The 15695-nt window shown below is 63.1% G+C and carries 16 protein-coding genes; 6 read left to right on the top strand and 10 right to left on the bottom strand.

The genetic code is table 11. The features are described 5' to 3' along the window. The first annotated feature begins 5 nt into the window (after positions 1-5). The gene (locus tag OOJ09_RS23610; RefSeq protein WP_269907515.1) at positions 6-3179 is read left to right on the top strand and encodes an efflux RND transporter permease subunit; all 3174 of its coding nucleotides are present in this window, start codon (positions 6-8) and stop codon (positions 3177-3179) included. Between the two features lie 121 nt (positions 3180-3300). Beyond that, on the top strand, positions 3301-3459 hold the full coding sequence (locus tag OOJ09_RS23605) for a DUF3309 family protein (protein WP_269907514.1): 159 nt from the start codon (positions 3301-3303) through the stop codon (positions 3457-3459). Positions 3460-3517: 58 nt separating this feature from the next. Here OOJ09_RS23605 and OOJ09_RS23600 read toward each other — a convergent pair whose 3' ends face one another. Next, the gene (locus tag OOJ09_RS23600) at positions 3518-4477 is read right to left on the bottom strand and encodes an SDR family oxidoreductase (RefSeq protein WP_269907513.1); all 960 of its coding nucleotides are present in this window, start codon (positions 4475-4477) and stop codon (positions 3518-3520) included. A gap of 95 nt (positions 4478-4572) precedes the next feature. Between OOJ09_RS23600 and OOJ09_RS23595 the strand changes: the two genes are divergently transcribed. Continuing rightward, the gene (locus OOJ09_RS23595; RefSeq protein WP_269907512.1) at positions 4573-5481 is read left to right on the top strand and encodes a LysR family transcriptional regulator; all 909 of its coding nucleotides are present in this window, start codon (positions 4573-4575) and stop codon (positions 5479-5481) included. Here the strand turns inward: OOJ09_RS23595 and OOJ09_RS23590 are convergent. The 3 genes from OOJ09_RS23590 to OOJ09_RS23580 all read right to left on the bottom strand — a co-directional run bounded on the left by OOJ09_RS23590 (position 5445) and on the right by OOJ09_RS23580 (position 7870). Then, positions 5445-6620: an MFS transporter gene (locus OOJ09_RS23590; protein WP_269907511.1), complete on the bottom strand. Its 1176-nt coding sequence runs from the start codon at positions 6618-6620 to the stop codon at positions 5445-5447. The genes OOJ09_RS23595 and OOJ09_RS23590 overlap by 37 nt on opposite strands. 132 nt (positions 6621-6752) lie before the next feature. Continuing rightward, a complete protein-coding gene (locus OOJ09_RS23585) occupies positions 6753-7061 on the bottom strand; it encodes a DUF1244 domain-containing protein (protein ID WP_269907510.1) in 309 nt (102 codons plus the stop codon). Between the two features lie 11 nt (positions 7062-7072). Further along, complete coding sequence (locus tag OOJ09_RS23580) at positions 7073-7870, bottom strand: N-formylglutamate amidohydrolase (RefSeq protein ID WP_269907509.1); 798 nt, start codon at positions 7868-7870, stop codon at positions 7073-7075. Between the two features lie 216 nt (positions 7871-8086). Between OOJ09_RS23580 and OOJ09_RS23575 the strand changes: the two genes are divergently transcribed. Both OOJ09_RS23575 and pyk read left to right on the top strand, forming a co-directional pair. After that, the gene (locus OOJ09_RS23575) at positions 8087-8605 is read left to right on the top strand and encodes a DUF1036 domain-containing protein (protein WP_269907508.1); all 519 of its coding nucleotides are present in this window, start codon (positions 8087-8089) and stop codon (positions 8603-8605) included. Further along, a complete protein-coding gene (gene pyk / locus OOJ09_RS23570; protein WP_269907507.1) occupies positions 8602-10038 on the top strand; it encodes a pyruvate kinase in 1437 nt (478 codons plus the stop codon). The genes OOJ09_RS23575 and pyk overlap by 4 nt, the downstream gene beginning before the upstream one ends. Before the next feature lie 30 nt (positions 10039-10068). Here pyk and OOJ09_RS23565 read toward each other — a convergent pair whose 3' ends face one another. The 3 genes from OOJ09_RS23565 to ykgO all read right to left on the bottom strand — a co-directional run bounded on the left by OOJ09_RS23565 (position 10069) and on the right by ykgO (position 12131). Next, positions 10069-11136 carry an alpha/beta fold hydrolase gene (locus OOJ09_RS23565; RefSeq protein ID WP_269907506.1) on the bottom strand — a complete coding sequence of 356 codons (1068 nt, stop codon included), beginning with the start codon at positions 11134-11136 and terminating at the stop codon, positions 10069-10071. Positions 11137-11284: 148 nt separating this feature from the next. Further along, positions 11285-11890, bottom strand: a complete 606-nt coding sequence (locus OOJ09_RS23560; RefSeq protein WP_269907505.1) for a tetratricopeptide repeat protein — start codon at positions 11888-11890, stop codon at positions 11285-11287. 115 nt (positions 11891-12005) lie between these two features. After that, a complete protein-coding gene (ykgO, locus tag OOJ09_RS23555; RefSeq protein ID WP_006327841.1) occupies positions 12006-12131 on the bottom strand; it encodes a type B 50S ribosomal protein L36 in 126 nt (41 codons plus the stop codon). 241 nt (positions 12132-12372) lie between these two features. On the opposite strand from ykgO, the gene OOJ09_RS23550 reads away from it, so the two are divergent. After that, positions 12373-12792 (top strand): lysozyme inhibitor LprI family protein, encoded by a 420-nt coding sequence (locus OOJ09_RS23550; protein WP_269907504.1) that lies wholly within the window; start codon positions 12373-12375, stop codon positions 12790-12792. A gap of 65 nt (positions 12793-12857) precedes the next feature. Here the strand turns inward: OOJ09_RS23550 and OOJ09_RS23545 are convergent, their stop codons facing one another. The 3 genes from OOJ09_RS23545 to OOJ09_RS23535 all read right to left on the bottom strand — a co-directional run bounded on the left by OOJ09_RS23545 (position 12858) and on the right by OOJ09_RS23535 (position 15576). Further along, positions 12858-13934 (bottom strand): 5-(carboxyamino)imidazole ribonucleotide synthase, encoded by a 1077-nt coding sequence (locus OOJ09_RS23545; RefSeq protein WP_269907503.1) that lies wholly within the window; start codon positions 13932-13934, stop codon positions 12858-12860. Further along, positions 13931-14428: a 5-(carboxyamino)imidazole ribonucleotide mutase gene (purE, locus tag OOJ09_RS23540; RefSeq protein WP_269907502.1), complete on the bottom strand. Its 498-nt coding sequence runs from the start codon at positions 14426-14428 to the stop codon at positions 13931-13933. Before purE ends, OOJ09_RS23545 begins: the two co-directional genes overlap by 4 nt. Positions 14429-14529: 101 nt before the next feature. Continuing rightward, complete coding sequence (locus OOJ09_RS23535; RefSeq protein WP_269907501.1) at positions 14530-15576, bottom strand: hypothetical protein; 1047 nt, start codon at positions 15574-15576, stop codon at positions 14530-14532. Between the last annotated feature and the right edge of the window lie 119 nt (positions 15577-15695).

The raw sequence follows: 15695 nt of genomic DNA, 5'->3' as shown, positions 1-15695 counted from the left end.
TGGCCATGGATATCGTCAGACTCGCAATCAACAATGCCCGCCTGACCATCTCGGTGCTGGCCTTCCTTCTGCTCGCTGGCTGGGTCGCCTATCAGTCGACGCCGAAGGAAGCAGAACCCGACGTTCCAATTCCGATGATGTATGTCAGCCTGATCTATCAAGGCATTTCGCCGGAGGATTCGGAGCGCCTTCTGCTGCGGCCGATGGAAAGCAAGCTGAAGAGCCTGAAGGGCCTCAAGGAGATGCGCTCGGCCGCCTTCCAGGGCGGCGGCTATGTGCTGGTCGAATTCCAGCCGCAGACCAACCTGGCGACGGCGCTGCAGGATACGCGCAGCAAGGTACAGGACGGCAAGGCGGACCTGCCGCAGGCGGCCGAGGAGCCTGTCGTCACCGAAGTCAACATTTCCGAATTCCCCGTGCTCGTCGTCACCCTGTCGGGCGAATTGCCCGAGCGCGTGCTGACCGCCGCGGCGCGCGAGTTGCGCGACCGTATCGAGGAAGTGCCCGGCGTTCTCGAAGGCTCGCTGCAGGGCTCTCGTGACGACCTCGTCGAAGTCGTCATCGATCCGATGAAACTGTCTTCCTACGGGCTGCAGCTCGATCAGCTGATCGGCGCCGTCGGCGCCTCCAACAGCCTGGTCGCCGCCGGCAACATCGAGGGCTCGCAGGGCAAATACGCGGTCAAGGTGCCGTCGCTGATCGAGACGCCGGAGGATGTGGCGGCGCTGCCCGTGGTCGCCGGTCCCAATGCCGTGGTGCAGGCCAAGGACATCGCGACGATCCGTTCGACCTTCGCCGATGCCGAGACGATCACCCGTCTCAACGGCAAGCCGGCCATCGCCATCGAAGTCAAGAAGCGCATCGGCGCCAATCTGATCGACACGCTGACCAAGGTGCGGGCGGTGTCCGACGCCTTCGTCAAGACCATGCCGCAAGGCATGAACGTCACCTACACCCAGGACAAGTCGGTCTTCGTCAACCAACTGCTCGGCGACCTGCAGAACCATGTGATGATCGCCGTCATCCTGGTGTTCATCGTCATCCTCTATGCGCTGTCCGGCCGAGCCTCGCTGCTCATTGGCCTCGCCATTCCGTCATCGTTCCTTATCGGCATCCTGCTCCTGGCGATGATGGGTTACACGATCAACATGATCGTGCTGTTCAGCCTCATCCTGGCGGTCGGCATGCTGGTCGACGACGCCATCATCGTTACCGAGTTCGCCGAACGGCGGATGAGCGAGGGCATGCCGAAGGCGGACGCGTTCGCGCTCGCCGCCAGGCGCATGGCCGGTCCGGTCATCGCCGCGACGATGACGCGCATTGCCGCTTTCTCGCCGTTGCTGTTCTGGCCGGGCATCATCGGCGACTTCATGAAATACATGCCGATCACGCTGATCGTCACGCTGTCGGCCTCGATGCTCTATGCGCTGGTGTTCGCGCCGACGCTCGGGGCGATCTTCGCCAAGGCGCCCCAGCCCCACGAGAATGACAATCGCGACGGCTGGTACATGGCCATCGTCAAGCAGGCGGTACGCTTCCCGATCACCGTGGTTTTGCTGACCGTTGCGTTGCTGTTCGGCGTCGGCTTTGCCTATTCCAAATATGGCGCGGGTGTCGAGTTCTTCCCCAGTGTCGAGCCCGACTACGGCCTGCTCTACGTGCACGCCCGTGGCAATCTTTCGCTGGCCGAAATGGATACCGCGACGAAGATCGCTGAAAACAGGCTGCTCGGCTGGCCCGGCATCAAATCGGTCTATACCCGCGTCGGCAAGACGCAAGGCGGCGGCCAGGACGTTCCGGAGGACGTGGTTGGCGTCATCCAGTACGAATTCGTCGACTGGCGTGAGCGCAAATCGGCCAATCAGATCCTGAGCGATCTGCGCGGCGTCATGGCCGGCATTCCCGGCGTCGATGTCGAGGTGCGCGTGCCGGAGGCCGGCCCGCCGACCGGCAAGCCGATCCAGATCAGGCTTTCGGCGGTCGACCCCCAGGGGTTGGACGAGAAGGCCCGCGCCGTCGCGGCACGTATTGCCAAGGTGCCCGGCGTCATCGACATTTCCGACGGCCTGCCGCCGCCCGGCGTCGACTGGGCGCTCGAGGTCGACCGCGCCAAGGCAGCCCAATACGGCATCAGCCCGACCTCGGTTGGAACGGTGGTGCAACTCGTCACCAACGGTCTGAAACTCAGCGAATATCGGCCGGCCGGCGCCGACAAGGCGGTCGACATCCGGCTGCGCTTGCCGGAGGACCGGCGCACGCTGTCGACGCTTGACGAACTCAGGGTGCAGACCGCGCAAGGCTCGGTGCCGATCTCGAACTTCGTCGTCCGCAAGGCGAAACCGAGCGTCGGCATCCTCAATCGCATCGACGGCGCGCGCACCGTGGTGGTGCAGGCCAATGTCACCGCCGGGGCCCAGGTTGCCGCCGTGCAGCAGGAGGTTACCCAGGCTGTCGCCGATATGAATCTCGGCAGCGGCATCCGCTGGAAGCTGGCCGGGTCGAACGAGGACAGCGCCGAAGCCAGCGCCTTCCTGGGCAAGGCGTTCGGGGCCGCGATCTTCCTGATCTTCCTCGTGCTCCTGATGCAGTTCAACAAGTTCACCAGCGTGCTGATGGTGCTGTCCTGCGTGGTCATGGCGACGATCGGCGTGTTCCTGGGACTGCTTTTGACCGGAGAGGCATTCGGCATCGTCATGTCGGGCATCGGTGTCATCGCACTGGCCGGCGTTGTGGTGAACAACAACATCGTGCTGATCGACACTTATGACCGGCTGCGCGAAGAAGGCTGGGACAAGATGGAGGCGGTGCTGCAGACCTGCAGGGAACGCGCCCGTCCGGTGGTGCTGACGGCGGTGTCGGCCATCCTTGGCGTGTTGCCGATCGCCTTTGGTCTCGGCCTCGAGATCTTCCACCACGAGACGACGATCAACGCGCCGTCGACGCAATGGTGGATTTCGCTGTCCTCGGCAATCGTCTTCGGCCTGTCCTTCGCCACCCTGCTGACGCTGGTGGTGACGCCGTCGATGCTGATGATCTTCACACGCAGCAAGAACAGTCGGTTCCACGCGTTTTTCCGCCGGCTATTCCGGCGCGGCAAGGGAACGGTTTCGTCGACCGACACGCCGAGCCCGGACGTGGGCGACGAGCCGGCGATCGCCTTTCCAAAGGCGGCCGAATAAACCTGTCCGCGAATTCCTGATGCAAAGGCCGCCCGGAACAACCGGGCGGCCTTTTGCATTGTCCCCCTGAGCAATGCCGAGCATTGCGCCGTAGCAGAACGTCAAATGCGGGGGATTTCTCATGCCGATCACCACCATCATCATCATCGTCCTGATCCTTGTCCTCATCGGCGCGGTGCCGGCCTGGCCGCATTCGCGTTCCTGGGGTTACGGGCCGTCGGGCATTGTCGGCGTGGTGCTGGTGGTGCTCCTGGTGTTGCTGTTGATGGGGCGACTTTGAGGCCATCCGTGGAAGGAAGGCGGCTGGCGGGTGGCAACCATGCCCGCCACCCTGCATGTCAGGCTGCTTTCGAAATGCCATTCACGGTGGCGACGCCGATATCCTTGAGGGCCTGCGCGACCGCCTGGTCCAGCGGCGTATGCGGGATTTCGCCGATGATGCCGGCAAGCCTTGCCGAGGCCAGTTGATGTGGCTCGAAGCGCAGATAGGACATCGAGACGATTTCGCGCCACATCGCCACGAAGGGACTGCCGGCACGCAGCACCCACCAGGGCATCGAGGTCATCTTCAGCGGCCGGCCAAGCGCCTTCTCGGAAGCCGCCTTGATTTGCAGATCGGTGACGGGATGGCCCGGAAAGTTCAGGGCTTCATAGGCGCCGAGCCTGTCGAGATTTGCGGCCAGGCCGACGAAGGCCTTGGCGAAGTCCGGCAGGTAGGCCCATTCATGCACCAGACCGACCGGCCCCGGCGCAGTATAGATACCCTTGTTCAACTTGGCGGCGACGACCAAGTCGAACCATGAGCCGCTGCCGGTGCCGCCGAAGAAATCGCCGGCCCGCAACAGAATGGTGCGGACTCGGCCGGCCTCTGCCTCGCTGCGAAAGAGATCCTCCATGGCGGTGCGGATGCGGCCCTTCTCGGTCGTTGGATGAAAGGGGGTGTCCTCGGTGATCACCGCCGGCATCGGCGAGCCGTAATTGTAGACGGTGCCGGGGAACAGATGCAGCGCGCCGTTGGCATGGCAGGCGGCCATGACGTTTTCGGCCATCGGCAGGCATTTGCCCCAGTCGGTGTAGATCGGGTTGAGACCGTTGAAGATGATGTCGACGCCTTGCGTGGCGCGGATCAGCGCTTCGCGGTTGAGGGCGTCGCCGGCCATGGCCGTGGCGCCCTTGAGTTCGGCCGGCACCTTGCCGCTGCGGGTAATGGCGCGGACATCGTATCCGGCGTCGATGAAGGCCCTGGCGACGACGCGGCCGAGGCGGCCATTGGCACCGAGAATTGCGATCTTGGTCATTTCTGGTCTCCGTGTTGGTGTTTGCAGCCTGAATATGATCGCTCCATATACGAATGGAAATTGACTATGAATGAGGAGTTGATATTCATAAATGAATGAACGACATCGACTGGAACCTGATCAAGAGCTTCGTCACCGTGGCGGAAACCGGCAGCCTGTCGGCGGCCGCGCGAAAACTGTCGGCCAGCCAGCCGACGCTCGGACGACACATCGGCGAGCTCGAACAGGCGCTCGGCGTCACGCTGTTCCGGCGCGGGCGGCGCGGCTATTCGCTGACAGAGGCCGGCAGCACTCTGTTCGAGCGTGGCAAGGCGGTCAGCGAGCAGGCGAGCGCGTTTTCGCTGCTGGCGCTGGGCTCGGTCGAGGCGATCGAAGGCACGGTGCGCATTGCCGCCAGCGAGGTGGTGGCGGCCTATGTGCTGCCGGAGATGACGGCGCGGCTTGGCATCGAGGAACCCGGCATCGAGGTCGAGATCGTCGCTTCGAACCAGGTCGAGAACCTGCTGCGGCGCGATGCCGACATCGCTATCCGGATGGTCGAGCCGGCACAGAATGAGCTGGTGGCGCGCAAGGTCGGCGACATCCCACTCTGTGCCTGCGCCGCCAGTTCCTATCTCGATCGGGCTGGTCGTCCACTGAGCCCCGGCGACCTCGCCAGCCACGCCCTGATCGGCTTCGACCGCAGCGACGAGATTATCAAGGGGTTTGTGCAGTTTGGCATCCCTGTCACCCGTGGCAGTTTCCGCTTCAGGGCCGACAACCAGATCGTCTTGTGGGAGGCGGTGCGGGCGGGAAACGGCATCGGCCTCGGCCAGGAGCCGCTGGCCGATCGTGATCCCTTGGTGGAGAAGGTGCTGCCTGGTCTTCCGCTACCGGTGCTGCCGGTGTGGCTGGCCATGCACCGCGACGTGCGTACCAGCGTGCGCATCCGTCGCGTGGCGGACTTCCTCCATGAGGAACTGAAGCGCTATTCGGCCGGCGCGGGCGCGAATTCGGCGCGGTGAGCGAGCCCGGCCATCAGCAACACGACGATCAGCAGCCCCGACATGGCAATGAAGATCGGCCCGAAGCTTGAATGCTCGGCAACGAAGCCGATCGCCGACGGTGCCACCAATATGCCGGAATAACCCATGGTGGTGACAACGCTCATGCCGGTGCCCGACGACATGCCTTCCTGGTTGCCGCCAGCAGAAAAGATGATCGGCACCATGTTGGCGATGCCGAAGCCGCACAAGGCAAAGGCCGCGATGGCAAGCCAGGGCGAGGGCGACAGGCCGGCCACCAGCATGCCGGCGGCGGCGACAACCGCCGAGCCGCGCAGCGTCATGACCGCACCGAAGCGGTTGCGCACGCCATCGCCGAAGAAACGCATGATCGCCATGACACCGGAAAAGGCGGCGTAAGCGAGGCCGGCAATGGCGAGGTCGGCGCCGAGTTCCTGCCGCAGATACAACGCCGCCCAGTCGAGCACCGCGCCTTCGGAGATCATCGTCAGCAGCGCCATCAGGCCGACGAGGTAGACCAGCGGGTTGGCCGGCAACGTGAATTTATGGTGCTCGGCCGCCTGCGGCCTGTCCTCGGCGATCAGATGGCGAACCGCGACCGCGATCACCGCGAAAGCGAGCGCCGTCACCACCGCGGCATGAGCGAGGTGGCCGTAGGCCTGGATGGCAAAGCCGCCGAGGGCGCCGCCGGCGAAACCGCCGAGGCTCCAGAAGCCGTGCGAGGACGACATGATGGCGCGGGAGAGGCGCCGTTCAACCACCACCGCATTGGCATTCATGGCGACATCCATGCCGCCGATCGAGCCGCCGAAGATGAACATGGCGATGGCCGCCAGCGGCACATTCGGCGCCAGCGCCACGACCAGCAGGCCGAGGCTGCCGCACAGCCCGAACCAGCGCAGCACGCTGCGCGAGCCATGCTTCGAGATCAGGTGGCCGCACCAGGTCATGGCGGTGACGGCGCCGGCGCCGAACAGCAGGATCAGCAGGCCAAGCGTGAACTTCGATATGTCCAGCCGGGTCAGGAACACCGGGATCTGCGGCGCCCAGCTGCCGGTGAGGAAGCCATTGGCGAGGAAAATGGCCGCGACGGCCCATCGTCCGCGAATGGCAGTCAGCATGGGGTTTGACGCGTTCATAAGGTGAATCCGGTCAGAAAATGGCTTCGCGCGGCAAATTAGATCGATTCAATTTGCAGTCAAGCATTCGTTGCCGAAAGTTCTTGGACCAGACACGACGTTGAAAACGATCGAGGGATACCGACGGTTGACCTAGTGGTCCTTGGGTCGCCTTGCCTCGAATTCGGCCTTCTTGGCGTCGGAGGCCTCGGTCTGGTTGAGCGCCTGCCATTCGGCATAGGGCATGCCGTAGACGATCTCGCGCGACTGGTCCTTGGTGAGGTCGACGCCCTCGGCATTGGCTGCCTCGCGATACCAGTTCGACAGGCAGTTACGGCAGAAGCCAGCGAGGTTCATCAGGTCGATGTTCTGCACGTCGCTGCGTTCGCGCAGATGCTCGACCAGCCGGCGGAAGGCTGCAGCCTCGAAATCGCGCTTCTGCTCGTCGCTGAGTTCGGTCATCGGAACCTCCGTCATATCGGCCCGGTGCGTGAGCCGAACATCTTCACGACATGTATATCGGGGCGGCGGTCGATCGCGTCAACGATCGGCGCCAGGCGCTCGGCCCATGCAAGCGCGTCCTTGCCGCTGGCGATCAGGTCCTGGCGGATCTCGATCAGCGCATGGGCAAAGCCGTTGACGATGGCATGGCGGTACATGGTGTCACCACGCAGCGCTCCGTCATAGGGTTCATTGTCGCCAACGATAAGGGTGTTGTCTTCGGCCAGCATGTCGATCAGTGGTCGCGCCACCCGCTCGTCGCGGTCCCACAATATGCCGACATGCCAGGGACGTTGGATCCCTTGCATGAAGGGGGTGAAGGAATGCACCGAGAAAATGAAGGGCGCCTTGGCGGAAGCCTGCGCGACCGAGGCGATCATGGCGCCGACCGCATCGTGGTAGGGCCGGTAGAAACCGTCGAGCCGTCTCGCGCGTTCTTCCGGGGCAAGAGGGTAGTTTCCTGGCACGACCGTGCCGTCATAAAGCTGACGTATGAGCGTCGGATCGTCCTCGCCGCGATTGGGGTCGATCAGCAGCCGCGAAAAATTGGCGAGCACCGCCGGCACGCCGAGCAGCGAGGCCAGCTCGCGCGTCACCGTCTCGACACCGATGTCATAGGCGATGTGGCGCTCGAACTCCGCCGCCGGCAAGCCGAGGCTGCCATAGTCGCCGGGCAGGTCGCGGCGGGCATGATCGGCCAGAAGCACGATGCCCCGCTTGCGGTCGCCCTCGACAATGTCGAAAGGCGCGAAAACTGTGGATCGGGTCATTGGCGGGAAATGGTCTGTTCGCTGGCTTCCGGGGAGGGTGCTATCGTCATTCCACGAAGACGACGCTCGCGCAATGCCGTTGTTTGGCCAAGGTTTCTGCGGAAATCTTGGCAGAAGTCGGCGGATAGTGCGCCGGAGCCTTTCTAAATCGATTGGAATTGGTCAAAACGGCGCGTTGACATGCGCCCGGACTTTTCCGAAAAGGGGCGCAGAGAGATGCTGATGTGGTTCTTGAAGGGTTTCGGGATGAGTTCCGCCGGCGGGCAGCGCACGCGCCTTGCCTTCGCCATGCCGCTCCTGACGCTGGCCGTGGGCCTTTCGGCGATGGCCGTGGCCTCGCCAGCCCGCGCCGATTTCCGCGTCTGCAACGCCACGCAGAATCTCGTCGGTGTCGGCATCGGCTACCGCGCCAAGGCCGGCTGGATCACCGAGGGCTGGTGGCACATCGAAGGATCGAGCTGCAAGACGCTGATCGAAGGGCCGCTGTCATCAAGATTTTACTACCTTTATGCAGAAGACGCCGAGCGCGGCGGACGCTGGGACGGCCCGATCAACATGTGCGTGGCTGAAAAAGAGTTCAAGATCGCCGGCGTGACCGACTGCGTCGCCCGGGGCTTCCAGCGCGCCGGATTCCAGGAATATGACACGGGTGAACAGGCAAGCTGGATGGTCCAGCTGACCGATGAGCCCGCAACGGGGGGCGCTCCAGCCGCCCCGGGAACAAACAGTCAATGAGACGCAGCCGCAAGGTCAAGATCCTAGCCACCATCGGCCCGGCCTCTTCTTCCGAGGAGATGCTGAAGAAGCTGTTCGAAGCGGGCGCCGATGTGTTCCGCATCAACATGAGCCACACCGACCACGAGCTGATGCGCACCCTGGTCGGGCGCATCCGCGCCGTCGAGGAAGCGGTTGGCCGGCCGATCGGCATCCTGGCCGACCTGCAAGGCCCCAAACTGCGTGTCGGCAAGTTCGCCAATGGCAAGGAAGTGCTGACCGTCGGCCAGACCTTCACGCTCGACGACAATCCCGAGCCCGGCACCTCGGCCAGGGTCTATCTGCCGCATCCGGAAATCCTGAGCTCGGTCGAGGCCGGTCATCGCCTGTTGATCGACGATGGCAAGCTCGAGCTGCGGGCGGTAAAGAGCAACGGCAAGGCAATCGTCTGCACCGTCGTTGCCGGCACCACGATTTCCGACAAGAAGGGCGTCAGCCTGCCCGACACCGACCTGCCGGTCGGGGCGCTGACCGAGAAGGATCGCAAGGACCTCGATGCAGTGCTCGGCACCGGCGTCGACTGGGTGGCGCTGTCATTCGTGCAGCGACCGGAAGATCTGGCCGAGGCGCGCAAGATCGCGCGCGGCCGGGCGCTGATCATGGCCAAGATCGAAAAGCCGCAGGCCGTTGCCCGGCTGGCCGAGATCATCGACCTGTCAGACGCGCTGATGGTCGCCCGCGGCGATCTTGGCGTCGAGATGCCACTCGAGGCCGTGCCTGGCATCCAGAAGCAGATCACGCGCGCCGCGCGCCGCGCCGGCAAGCCGGTGGTGGTTGCAACGCAGATGCTGGAATCGATGATCACCGCGCCGGTGCCGACCCGCGCCGAGGTCTCCGACGTCTCGATCGCTGTCTTCGAGGGCGCCGACGCCATCATGCTGTCGGCGGAATCGGCGGCGGGTGCCTACCCGGTCGAGGCGGTGGCGATGATGAACCGCATTGCCACCAAGGTCGAAACCGACCCGACCTATGCCGGCATCATCAACGCGCAGCGCTCCGAGCCGGAAGCGACCGGCGCCGACGCCATTTCGCTGGCTGCCCGCGAAATCGCCGAGACGCTGAAACTGGCGGCGATCATCACCTACACGGCGTCCGGCAACACCGGCCTGCGCGCCGCCCGCGAGCGGCCGCAAGTGCCAATTATCGCGCTGTCGCCGATCGTCAACACGGCGCGTCGGCTGTCGCTGTTGTGGGGTACGCATTGCGTCGTGTCGCCCGATGCCATCGATCTCGACGACATGGTCGATCGTGCCTGCCGCATTGCCCTGGAAGAAGAGTTCGGCAAGCCGGGCGACCGCGTCATCATCACCGCCGGCGTGCCGCTGAGGACACCGGGCTCGACCAACATGCTGCGCATCGCCTATGTCGGATCGGATGGGCAGAGGAGCCGGTAGAGCCGGTTCAGGCGCCACGGGCATGGCCGCTCAGGTCGGCGCGAGCTTGGCTTCGGGCACTTTGATATCGGCGCATTTGCCGGCATCGTAGGCGTCGTTGGCGATCCTCGCCTCGACGGCCTTCGCCATTGCCTGCAGATCAACCGTCTTGCCGGCGACTCTCTCGATGGCGCCGACGACGAGGTCGGGCGCAATCCAGTCCGGCTTGTGGCCGAGATTATGCACCCAGACGAGCTCGGCGCCGGAAATATCGCGCTTGAGGCCGATCGAATGGATATGCGCATAGACGACCTTGTCGCGGTCGCCCGAGATGACCACCGTTGGCGCCTTGATCTCGGTGTAGTGCGGTGCGGCGCCAACAGCATAGCGATAGAGCCCGGCGACATCAGTGGCGTTGTCACGGAAGGCCGATGGCCGCAGCACCAGCGAGATCGCCGCCGCCGCGAGATAATTGTCCGGCGCCTTGTTGGGTGAGAAGACGCAGGTCGTGGCATCAGCCATCCGCAGCGCTCCGGCCGGATAGGTCAGCGTCTCGGAAAACAGCCAGCCGAGGACAGGAATGGTCGTCAGATCATAGTACCAGGAGGTTGCGCCGCCCGGCCAGGGATGGGTCGCCGGCGCCAGGAAGACCAGCCCGAGCGTCTTGTCGGGATGTTCGCGGCCAAGGGCCGTGGTCACCGCGCCGCCGAAAGAATGGCCGACGATGACGGCCTTCTTGATGCCGAGACGGTCCATCAGCGCGACGATGGTGTTGGCCTGGGCCGACGGATCCTCGTTGTTGCCCGGGCCGCGCTCCGACCAGCCAAAACCCGGCCGGTCGAAGAACAGCATTTCGGCGCGGCCTTCGAGCAGTGGCCTTAGCGGCAGCATCTGGTCCCTGAGATTGGCGCTGGCGCCATGGATGAAGACGATCGGCGGCAGGTCCGCATTGGCAGGCGCCGGAACATGGACATAGTGGATGCGCGCGCCACCGATGTCGGCAAATTCGCCGATCGAGGGATTGCGGCGCTCGATCAGCCATGAGCCGGCGCGGGTAACGCCGACGAGGCCGAAGACAAGCGCCATCAGGAAGGCGAGCATGGCGTAGATCAGGCTCATGCGGGGAGATACGGGGGTGGAGGGGGATAAGTTCTGGAGTAGGGGAATAGGGAATAGGCAGTAGGCAGTAGGCAGTAGGGCGTGTGTGTGTTCCGCAGTGCGATCTGCACCTACTGCCCAATCCCTACTTCCTATTCCCTTAGCGCAATCAAATGCCTTCGCCGGCAAGCTCTTCCGAAAGCGTGGCGACCTGGTCCTGGGCACTGCGCAGCATCGGATAGATGGCCAGCACCTTCTGCCAGGCCTCGAGCGCCGATTGCTTGTGGCCGGTCAGGGCCATGATCTGCGCCAGGCCGGACAGCGCGCCGAAATGGCGCGGCTCGAGCTGCAGCGTATGGTCGATGTCGGACATCGACTTGCCGTAGTTCTTCATCATGAAATGCACCGTGGCGCGCCGGTTCCAGCCTTCGGCATAGGTCGGCTGCAAGGTCACCACCTGGTCGAGGAAATCGAGCGCGACGTCGAACTTCTGGCTCTCGATGGCCTTCTGCGACCATTGCATCATCAGGTCGATCGAAGCGCTGCCGGACTGGAACCATTCGTTCCAGATATTGCCGGCAATGCGCTCGGCCGCCCTTTCGTTGCGCTCGCGCTTCAGGTCGCTGAACAACTGATCGAGACGGGCTTGTTTCGTCATTGCCGCTGGCGGCGCGTCAGGGGCGGCCTGCGGCGCGACCGCGTCGTCCGCCCGTGCCGGCAAGCAAATGGCGCCGGAAAGAAGCAGGCTTACGAAAAATGCAAAAAGAATCCGCATCGCCGGACTCTAGTCCCAGGCGGCGGAACGTCAAAATGAATTTGGCGTGAAACGACCGGCAGGGCCGGCGACAAGCATCAAGTGGGCGGAGGCAACGAGCCTCCGGCCGAAAAACTCAGCCCTGGCGTGCCTTGTAGCGCGGGGCGGTCTTGTTGATGATGTAGACGCGGCCCTTGCGGCGAACCAGCTGGTTGTCGCGATGACGCGCCTTCAGCGCCTTGAGCGAATTCTTGATCTTCATGGTCTTGCCTGTCGGTGTGGACCCGGTCCGGGTCGAAATTTTAAGGCGCGCCAGAAGACGCGCCTTTGAACTGTGGGTGGCTCATAAACGAGGAGCCTTGTCCGTGTCAACCGCAAGCATGCTCCATGGCCAGTGTGAACCATCCCCATCATCAAATATCCGCCATCGATGCCTTGCGGCATTGCGTGGCCAGAGTCCGGCTGGGATGATGCGGCGGCCGTGAAGTGATTTGGGGATGGCTATGCACCGAATTTTCCTGTCTGCCTGCCTTGTCCTGCTGGCGGGAGCTTCGGCTGCCCGCGCCCAGGAGTGCGACCGCTCCGACGACAGCCAGCAGATGATGAACATCTGCGCCGACGAGGATTATCAGGCAGCCGACGCCAAGCTCAACCAGGCCTATCAGGATATCATCAGCTCCGGTGACGCCGATGACAGGAAATTGCTGCAGGCGGCGCAACGCGCATGGATCAGTTTCCGCGACGCCGAGTGCGCGCACTCCACCGCGGCCAGCAACGGCGGTTCGATCCATGCGATGGAGGTCTCGCAATGCCTGACCACGCTGACCAACGATCGCATCAAGCAGCTTGACGCGGCGGCCAATTGCCAGGAAGGCGATGCGAGTTGCGCCAGTCCCGAAGACGACGAGGGCGACGTCCAGTAGGGTGCCGGCTTCTCTCCGTTGTCAGACGCAATTCGGACGGAAAACCGCTTCACGCTCTTCCTGCTCTAACGGCGGCGGCTGATCCGGGTGAAATGGCCCATCTTGCGGCCTGGGCGCGCCTCGGCCTTGCCGTAGAGATGCAGCATCAGATCGGGCTCGGCGAGCAGCTCGGCAACGCGCAGCACGTCATCGCCGATCAGGTTCTCCATCACGCAATCGGAATGACGCCGAGGATCTCCCAGCGGCAGGCCGGCGACGGCCCGGACATGCTGCTCGAACTGCGAAACGATGCAGGCTGCCTCCGTCCAGTGGCCGGAATTATGCACGCGCGGCGCGATCTCGTTGGCCAGCAGCGAGCCGTCGGCGAGCACGAAGAACTCGACGCCGATGACGCCGACATAGTCCAGCGCTGACAATATCCTGGCCGCCGCCGCCCGGGCCGCCGCGGCCGTCTCGGGTCTTATGCCGGCCGGCAAGGTGGATGTGTGGAGAATGCCGTTGCGATGGACATTCTCGGCCGGATCGTAGCTGGCGACGGCACCGTCGATGCCGCGCGCGGCAATCATCGAAATCTCGCGCTCGAAGGGCACGAAGCTTTCAAGGATCAGCGGCACATTGCCCATCGCCTCGCAGGTGCCGGCAAAGCCGCCCGCTTCCATGTTGCGGAAGACGCGCTGGCCCTTGCCGTCATAGCCCATGCGCCGTGTCTTGAGGATGCCGCTGCCGCCAAATGCCTTGAGTGCCGCGGTCAGGTCGTCGTCATTGTCGACCGGGCGGAAATCGGCGGTGGCAATGCCGATGCCATTGAGGAACGTCTTCTCGGTGACGCGGTCCTGTGCCACTTCCAGCGCTCGCGCCGGCGGATAGACCGAAGCCTTGTCAGCAAGCGCGCTGGCGGCCGCGACCGGTACGTTCTCGAATTCGTAGGTGATGACGGAGCTCGCCGCCGCCAGTTCGGCAAGTGCGGCCGGGTCGTCATAGGCGGCTGTTATCTGCCGGTTGGCGACCTGTGCCGCCGGGCAATCCGGTTGCGGCTCGAGCACCACCGTGCGGTAGCCGAGGCGGGCGGCTGATATCGCCAGCATGCGGCCGAGCTGGCCGCCGCCAATGATGCCGATGGTCGATCCGGCGGGCAGGCTCACGGCGTATCCGTCGGTTCGGTCGCGACCTTGGCGGTCTGCGCGGCGCGCCAGGCGTCGAGGCGCGCGGCAAGCCTGTCGTCGTGGAGCGCCAGCACGGCGGCGGCCAGAAGTGCCGCATTGGTCGCGCCGGCCTTGCCGATAGCCAGCGTTCCCACCGGAATGCCGGCCGGCATCTGGACGATGGACAGCAGCGAATCCTGGCCGGAGAGCGCCTTCGATTCCACCGGCACGCCGAACACCGGCAGTGGCGTCATCGCCGCCGTCATGCCGGGCAGATGCGCGGCGCCGCCGGCACCGGCGATGATCACCTTGTAGCCGGCAGCCTTGGCGCCCTTGGCGAAATCATAGAGCCGGTCGGGCGTGCGATGCGCGGAGACGATCAGCCGCTTGTGCGGGATGCCCAGGGCCTCCAGGGTTTCGGCGGCGTGGCGCATCGTCGCCCAGTCGGACTGGCTGCCCATGATGATGGCAACGTCGGCGCGTTGATCGTCCAAGTGCTTGCTCCCCGGCGACAAAGGCGCGCCTTAGCGGAATTCGGCGGCGACGGCAAGGATGGATGGAGAGCGGTGGATCTGTGATCCCGACCGTGGTCTTTTCACGAATTAAAGCCACGGATGGCTCCCGTGGGGATCCAGCCAAGTCTGGTGACGACGTAGTCCCGGACAAAATCCCGTTCCTTCGGTGTCAGTTCCTGATCCCAGGCAAATCCTTTTCCGAACTTATCTGAGGTCACAAATTCCGCCACGATACGCTCTGCTTCTTGCGGCGTCGGGTCCGTCTCATAGGAAGATATGATGAGATCGCTCAAACAAGCCAGAACCAGCAGCACGCGTGCCAAGACCGGACGTTGCCCCGACTCGAAGTTTTGGAAAAGACCTAGCGCCTCCTCGAATACAGCTCGTTGTTCTCCTCGTAGTGAAGCAGCCGTTTCAAACTCTCCATAAGTCTTAACCCGGAGCACCCCGCCTTCGCTATGCAGCATCGCGTCCGCGATGGCGTCGACATCGCCCACAACGAAGGCCTGCCGAATGACGCGCTCCGGATGCTCGATCCGCAAAGTCTCCCAATTTTCTGCATCTGGTTCATAAGGCAGCACAGGATCATATCCAGCCACAACAAAATCATCCGTAAATGCAAAAAAATAGATCTTGGCCAAATAATACTTAAGGGCGATCCCTGGATCGCCGTATATGTCAACAAATGTCATTTTTTTCTGAATTATCCTAAAAATCCCGATAGGAAGAAGAAGATAATATACTGTCGAAAATAGATAATATCCCTCAGGCCTTAGCCAGCTATCTTTAGATGAATCAAGATCTCCGCCTCTTTGAGACCGGCACAGGCTTTTTACTCTAAAGTATGACTGTTCACACGCCTCGTAGAGTTGAAAAAGAAGTGGTTCGATCTCTTCATAAAGCCGCCGCGCGTTTCTGGACGCGTTGAGATCGGAAAGCTCGGCCTTTGTGGACTCGATTTGTTCGACCAGCTCCGATTTGAGCTTCTCAAGCCGTTTATTGGCGCCAAATCCTATAAGCTGAACAAGCAAGGTCACCACAGCGCTGGTGGATGCTGCTATCAATGCCGCCGCTACAGTTGCCGAGGCTGCCTGTCCTCCAGTAATGCTCTCGAGAAATCCAGCCATTCTGTATCCCCATCGCTTTTCGAAAAGGTCAGCGATTTTTCTATACTGTCAAATAGCGATCACCCCGACCCTATGAAAAATTTCCGATATGCGAGATAATGACCAAAGCCTGAAAGCAG

This window comes from Mesorhizobium qingshengii (genome assembly GCF_027563465.1).
GTDB lineage: Bacteria > Pseudomonadota > Alphaproteobacteria > Rhizobiales > Rhizobiaceae > Mesorhizobium > Mesorhizobium qingshengii_A.
The sequence above is the reverse complement of the archived record's forward strand: the minus strand, read 5'-3'. Positions and strand labels throughout refer to the sequence as shown.

Bases quoted from the DNA above. Each gene is read 5' to 3' on its own strand.
- OOJ09_RS23550 (WP_269907504.1), top strand. From the start codon at position 12,373: ATGCACCGAATTTTCCTGTCTGCCTGCCTTGTCCTGCTGGCGGGAGCT.
- OOJ09_RS23565 (WP_269907506.1), bottom strand. From the start codon at position 11,136: ATGAGCCTGATCTACGCCATGCTCGCCTTCCTGATGGCGCTTGTCTTC.
- OOJ09_RS23575 (WP_269907508.1), top strand. From the start codon at position 8,087: ATGCTGATGTGGTTCTTGAAGGGTTTCGGGATGAGTTCCGCCGGCGGG.
- OOJ09_RS23535 (WP_269907501.1), bottom strand. From the start codon at position 15,576: ATGGCTGGATTTCTCGAGAGCATTACTGGAGGACAGGCAGCCTCGGCA.
- OOJ09_RS23585 (WP_269907510.1), bottom strand. From the start codon at position 7,061: ATGACCGAACTCAGCGACGAGCAGAAGCGCGATTTCGAGGCTGCAGCC.
- OOJ09_RS23580 (WP_269907509.1), bottom strand. From the start codon at position 7,870: ATGACCCGATCCACAGTTTTCGCGCCTTTCGACATTGTCGAGGGCGAC.
- OOJ09_RS23590 (WP_269907511.1), bottom strand. From the start codon at position 6,620: ATGAACGCGTCAAACCCCATGCTGACTGCCATTCGCGGACGATGGGCC.
- OOJ09_RS23595 (WP_269907512.1), top strand. From the start codon at position 4,573: ATGAACGACATCGACTGGAACCTGATCAAGAGCTTCGTCACCGTGGCG.
- OOJ09_RS23560 (WP_269907505.1), bottom strand. From the start codon at position 11,890: ATGCGGATTCTTTTTGCATTTTTCGTAAGCCTGCTTCTTTCCGGCGCC.
- ykgO (WP_006327841.1), bottom strand. From the start codon at position 12,131: ATGAAGATCAAGAATTCGCTCAAGGCGCTGAAGGCGCGTCATCGCGAC.
- OOJ09_RS23610 (WP_269907515.1), top strand. From the start codon at position 6: ATGGATATCGTCAGACTCGCAATCAACAATGCCCGCCTGACCATCTCG.
- pyk (WP_269907507.1), top strand. From the start codon at position 8,602: ATGAGACGCAGCCGCAAGGTCAAGATCCTAGCCACCATCGGCCCGGCC.
- OOJ09_RS23605 (WP_269907514.1), top strand. From the start codon at position 3,301: ATGCCGATCACCACCATCATCATCATCGTCCTGATCCTTGTCCTCATC.
- OOJ09_RS23600 (WP_269907513.1), bottom strand. From the start codon at position 4,477: ATGACCAAGATCGCAATTCTCGGTGCCAATGGCCGCCTCGGCCGCGTC.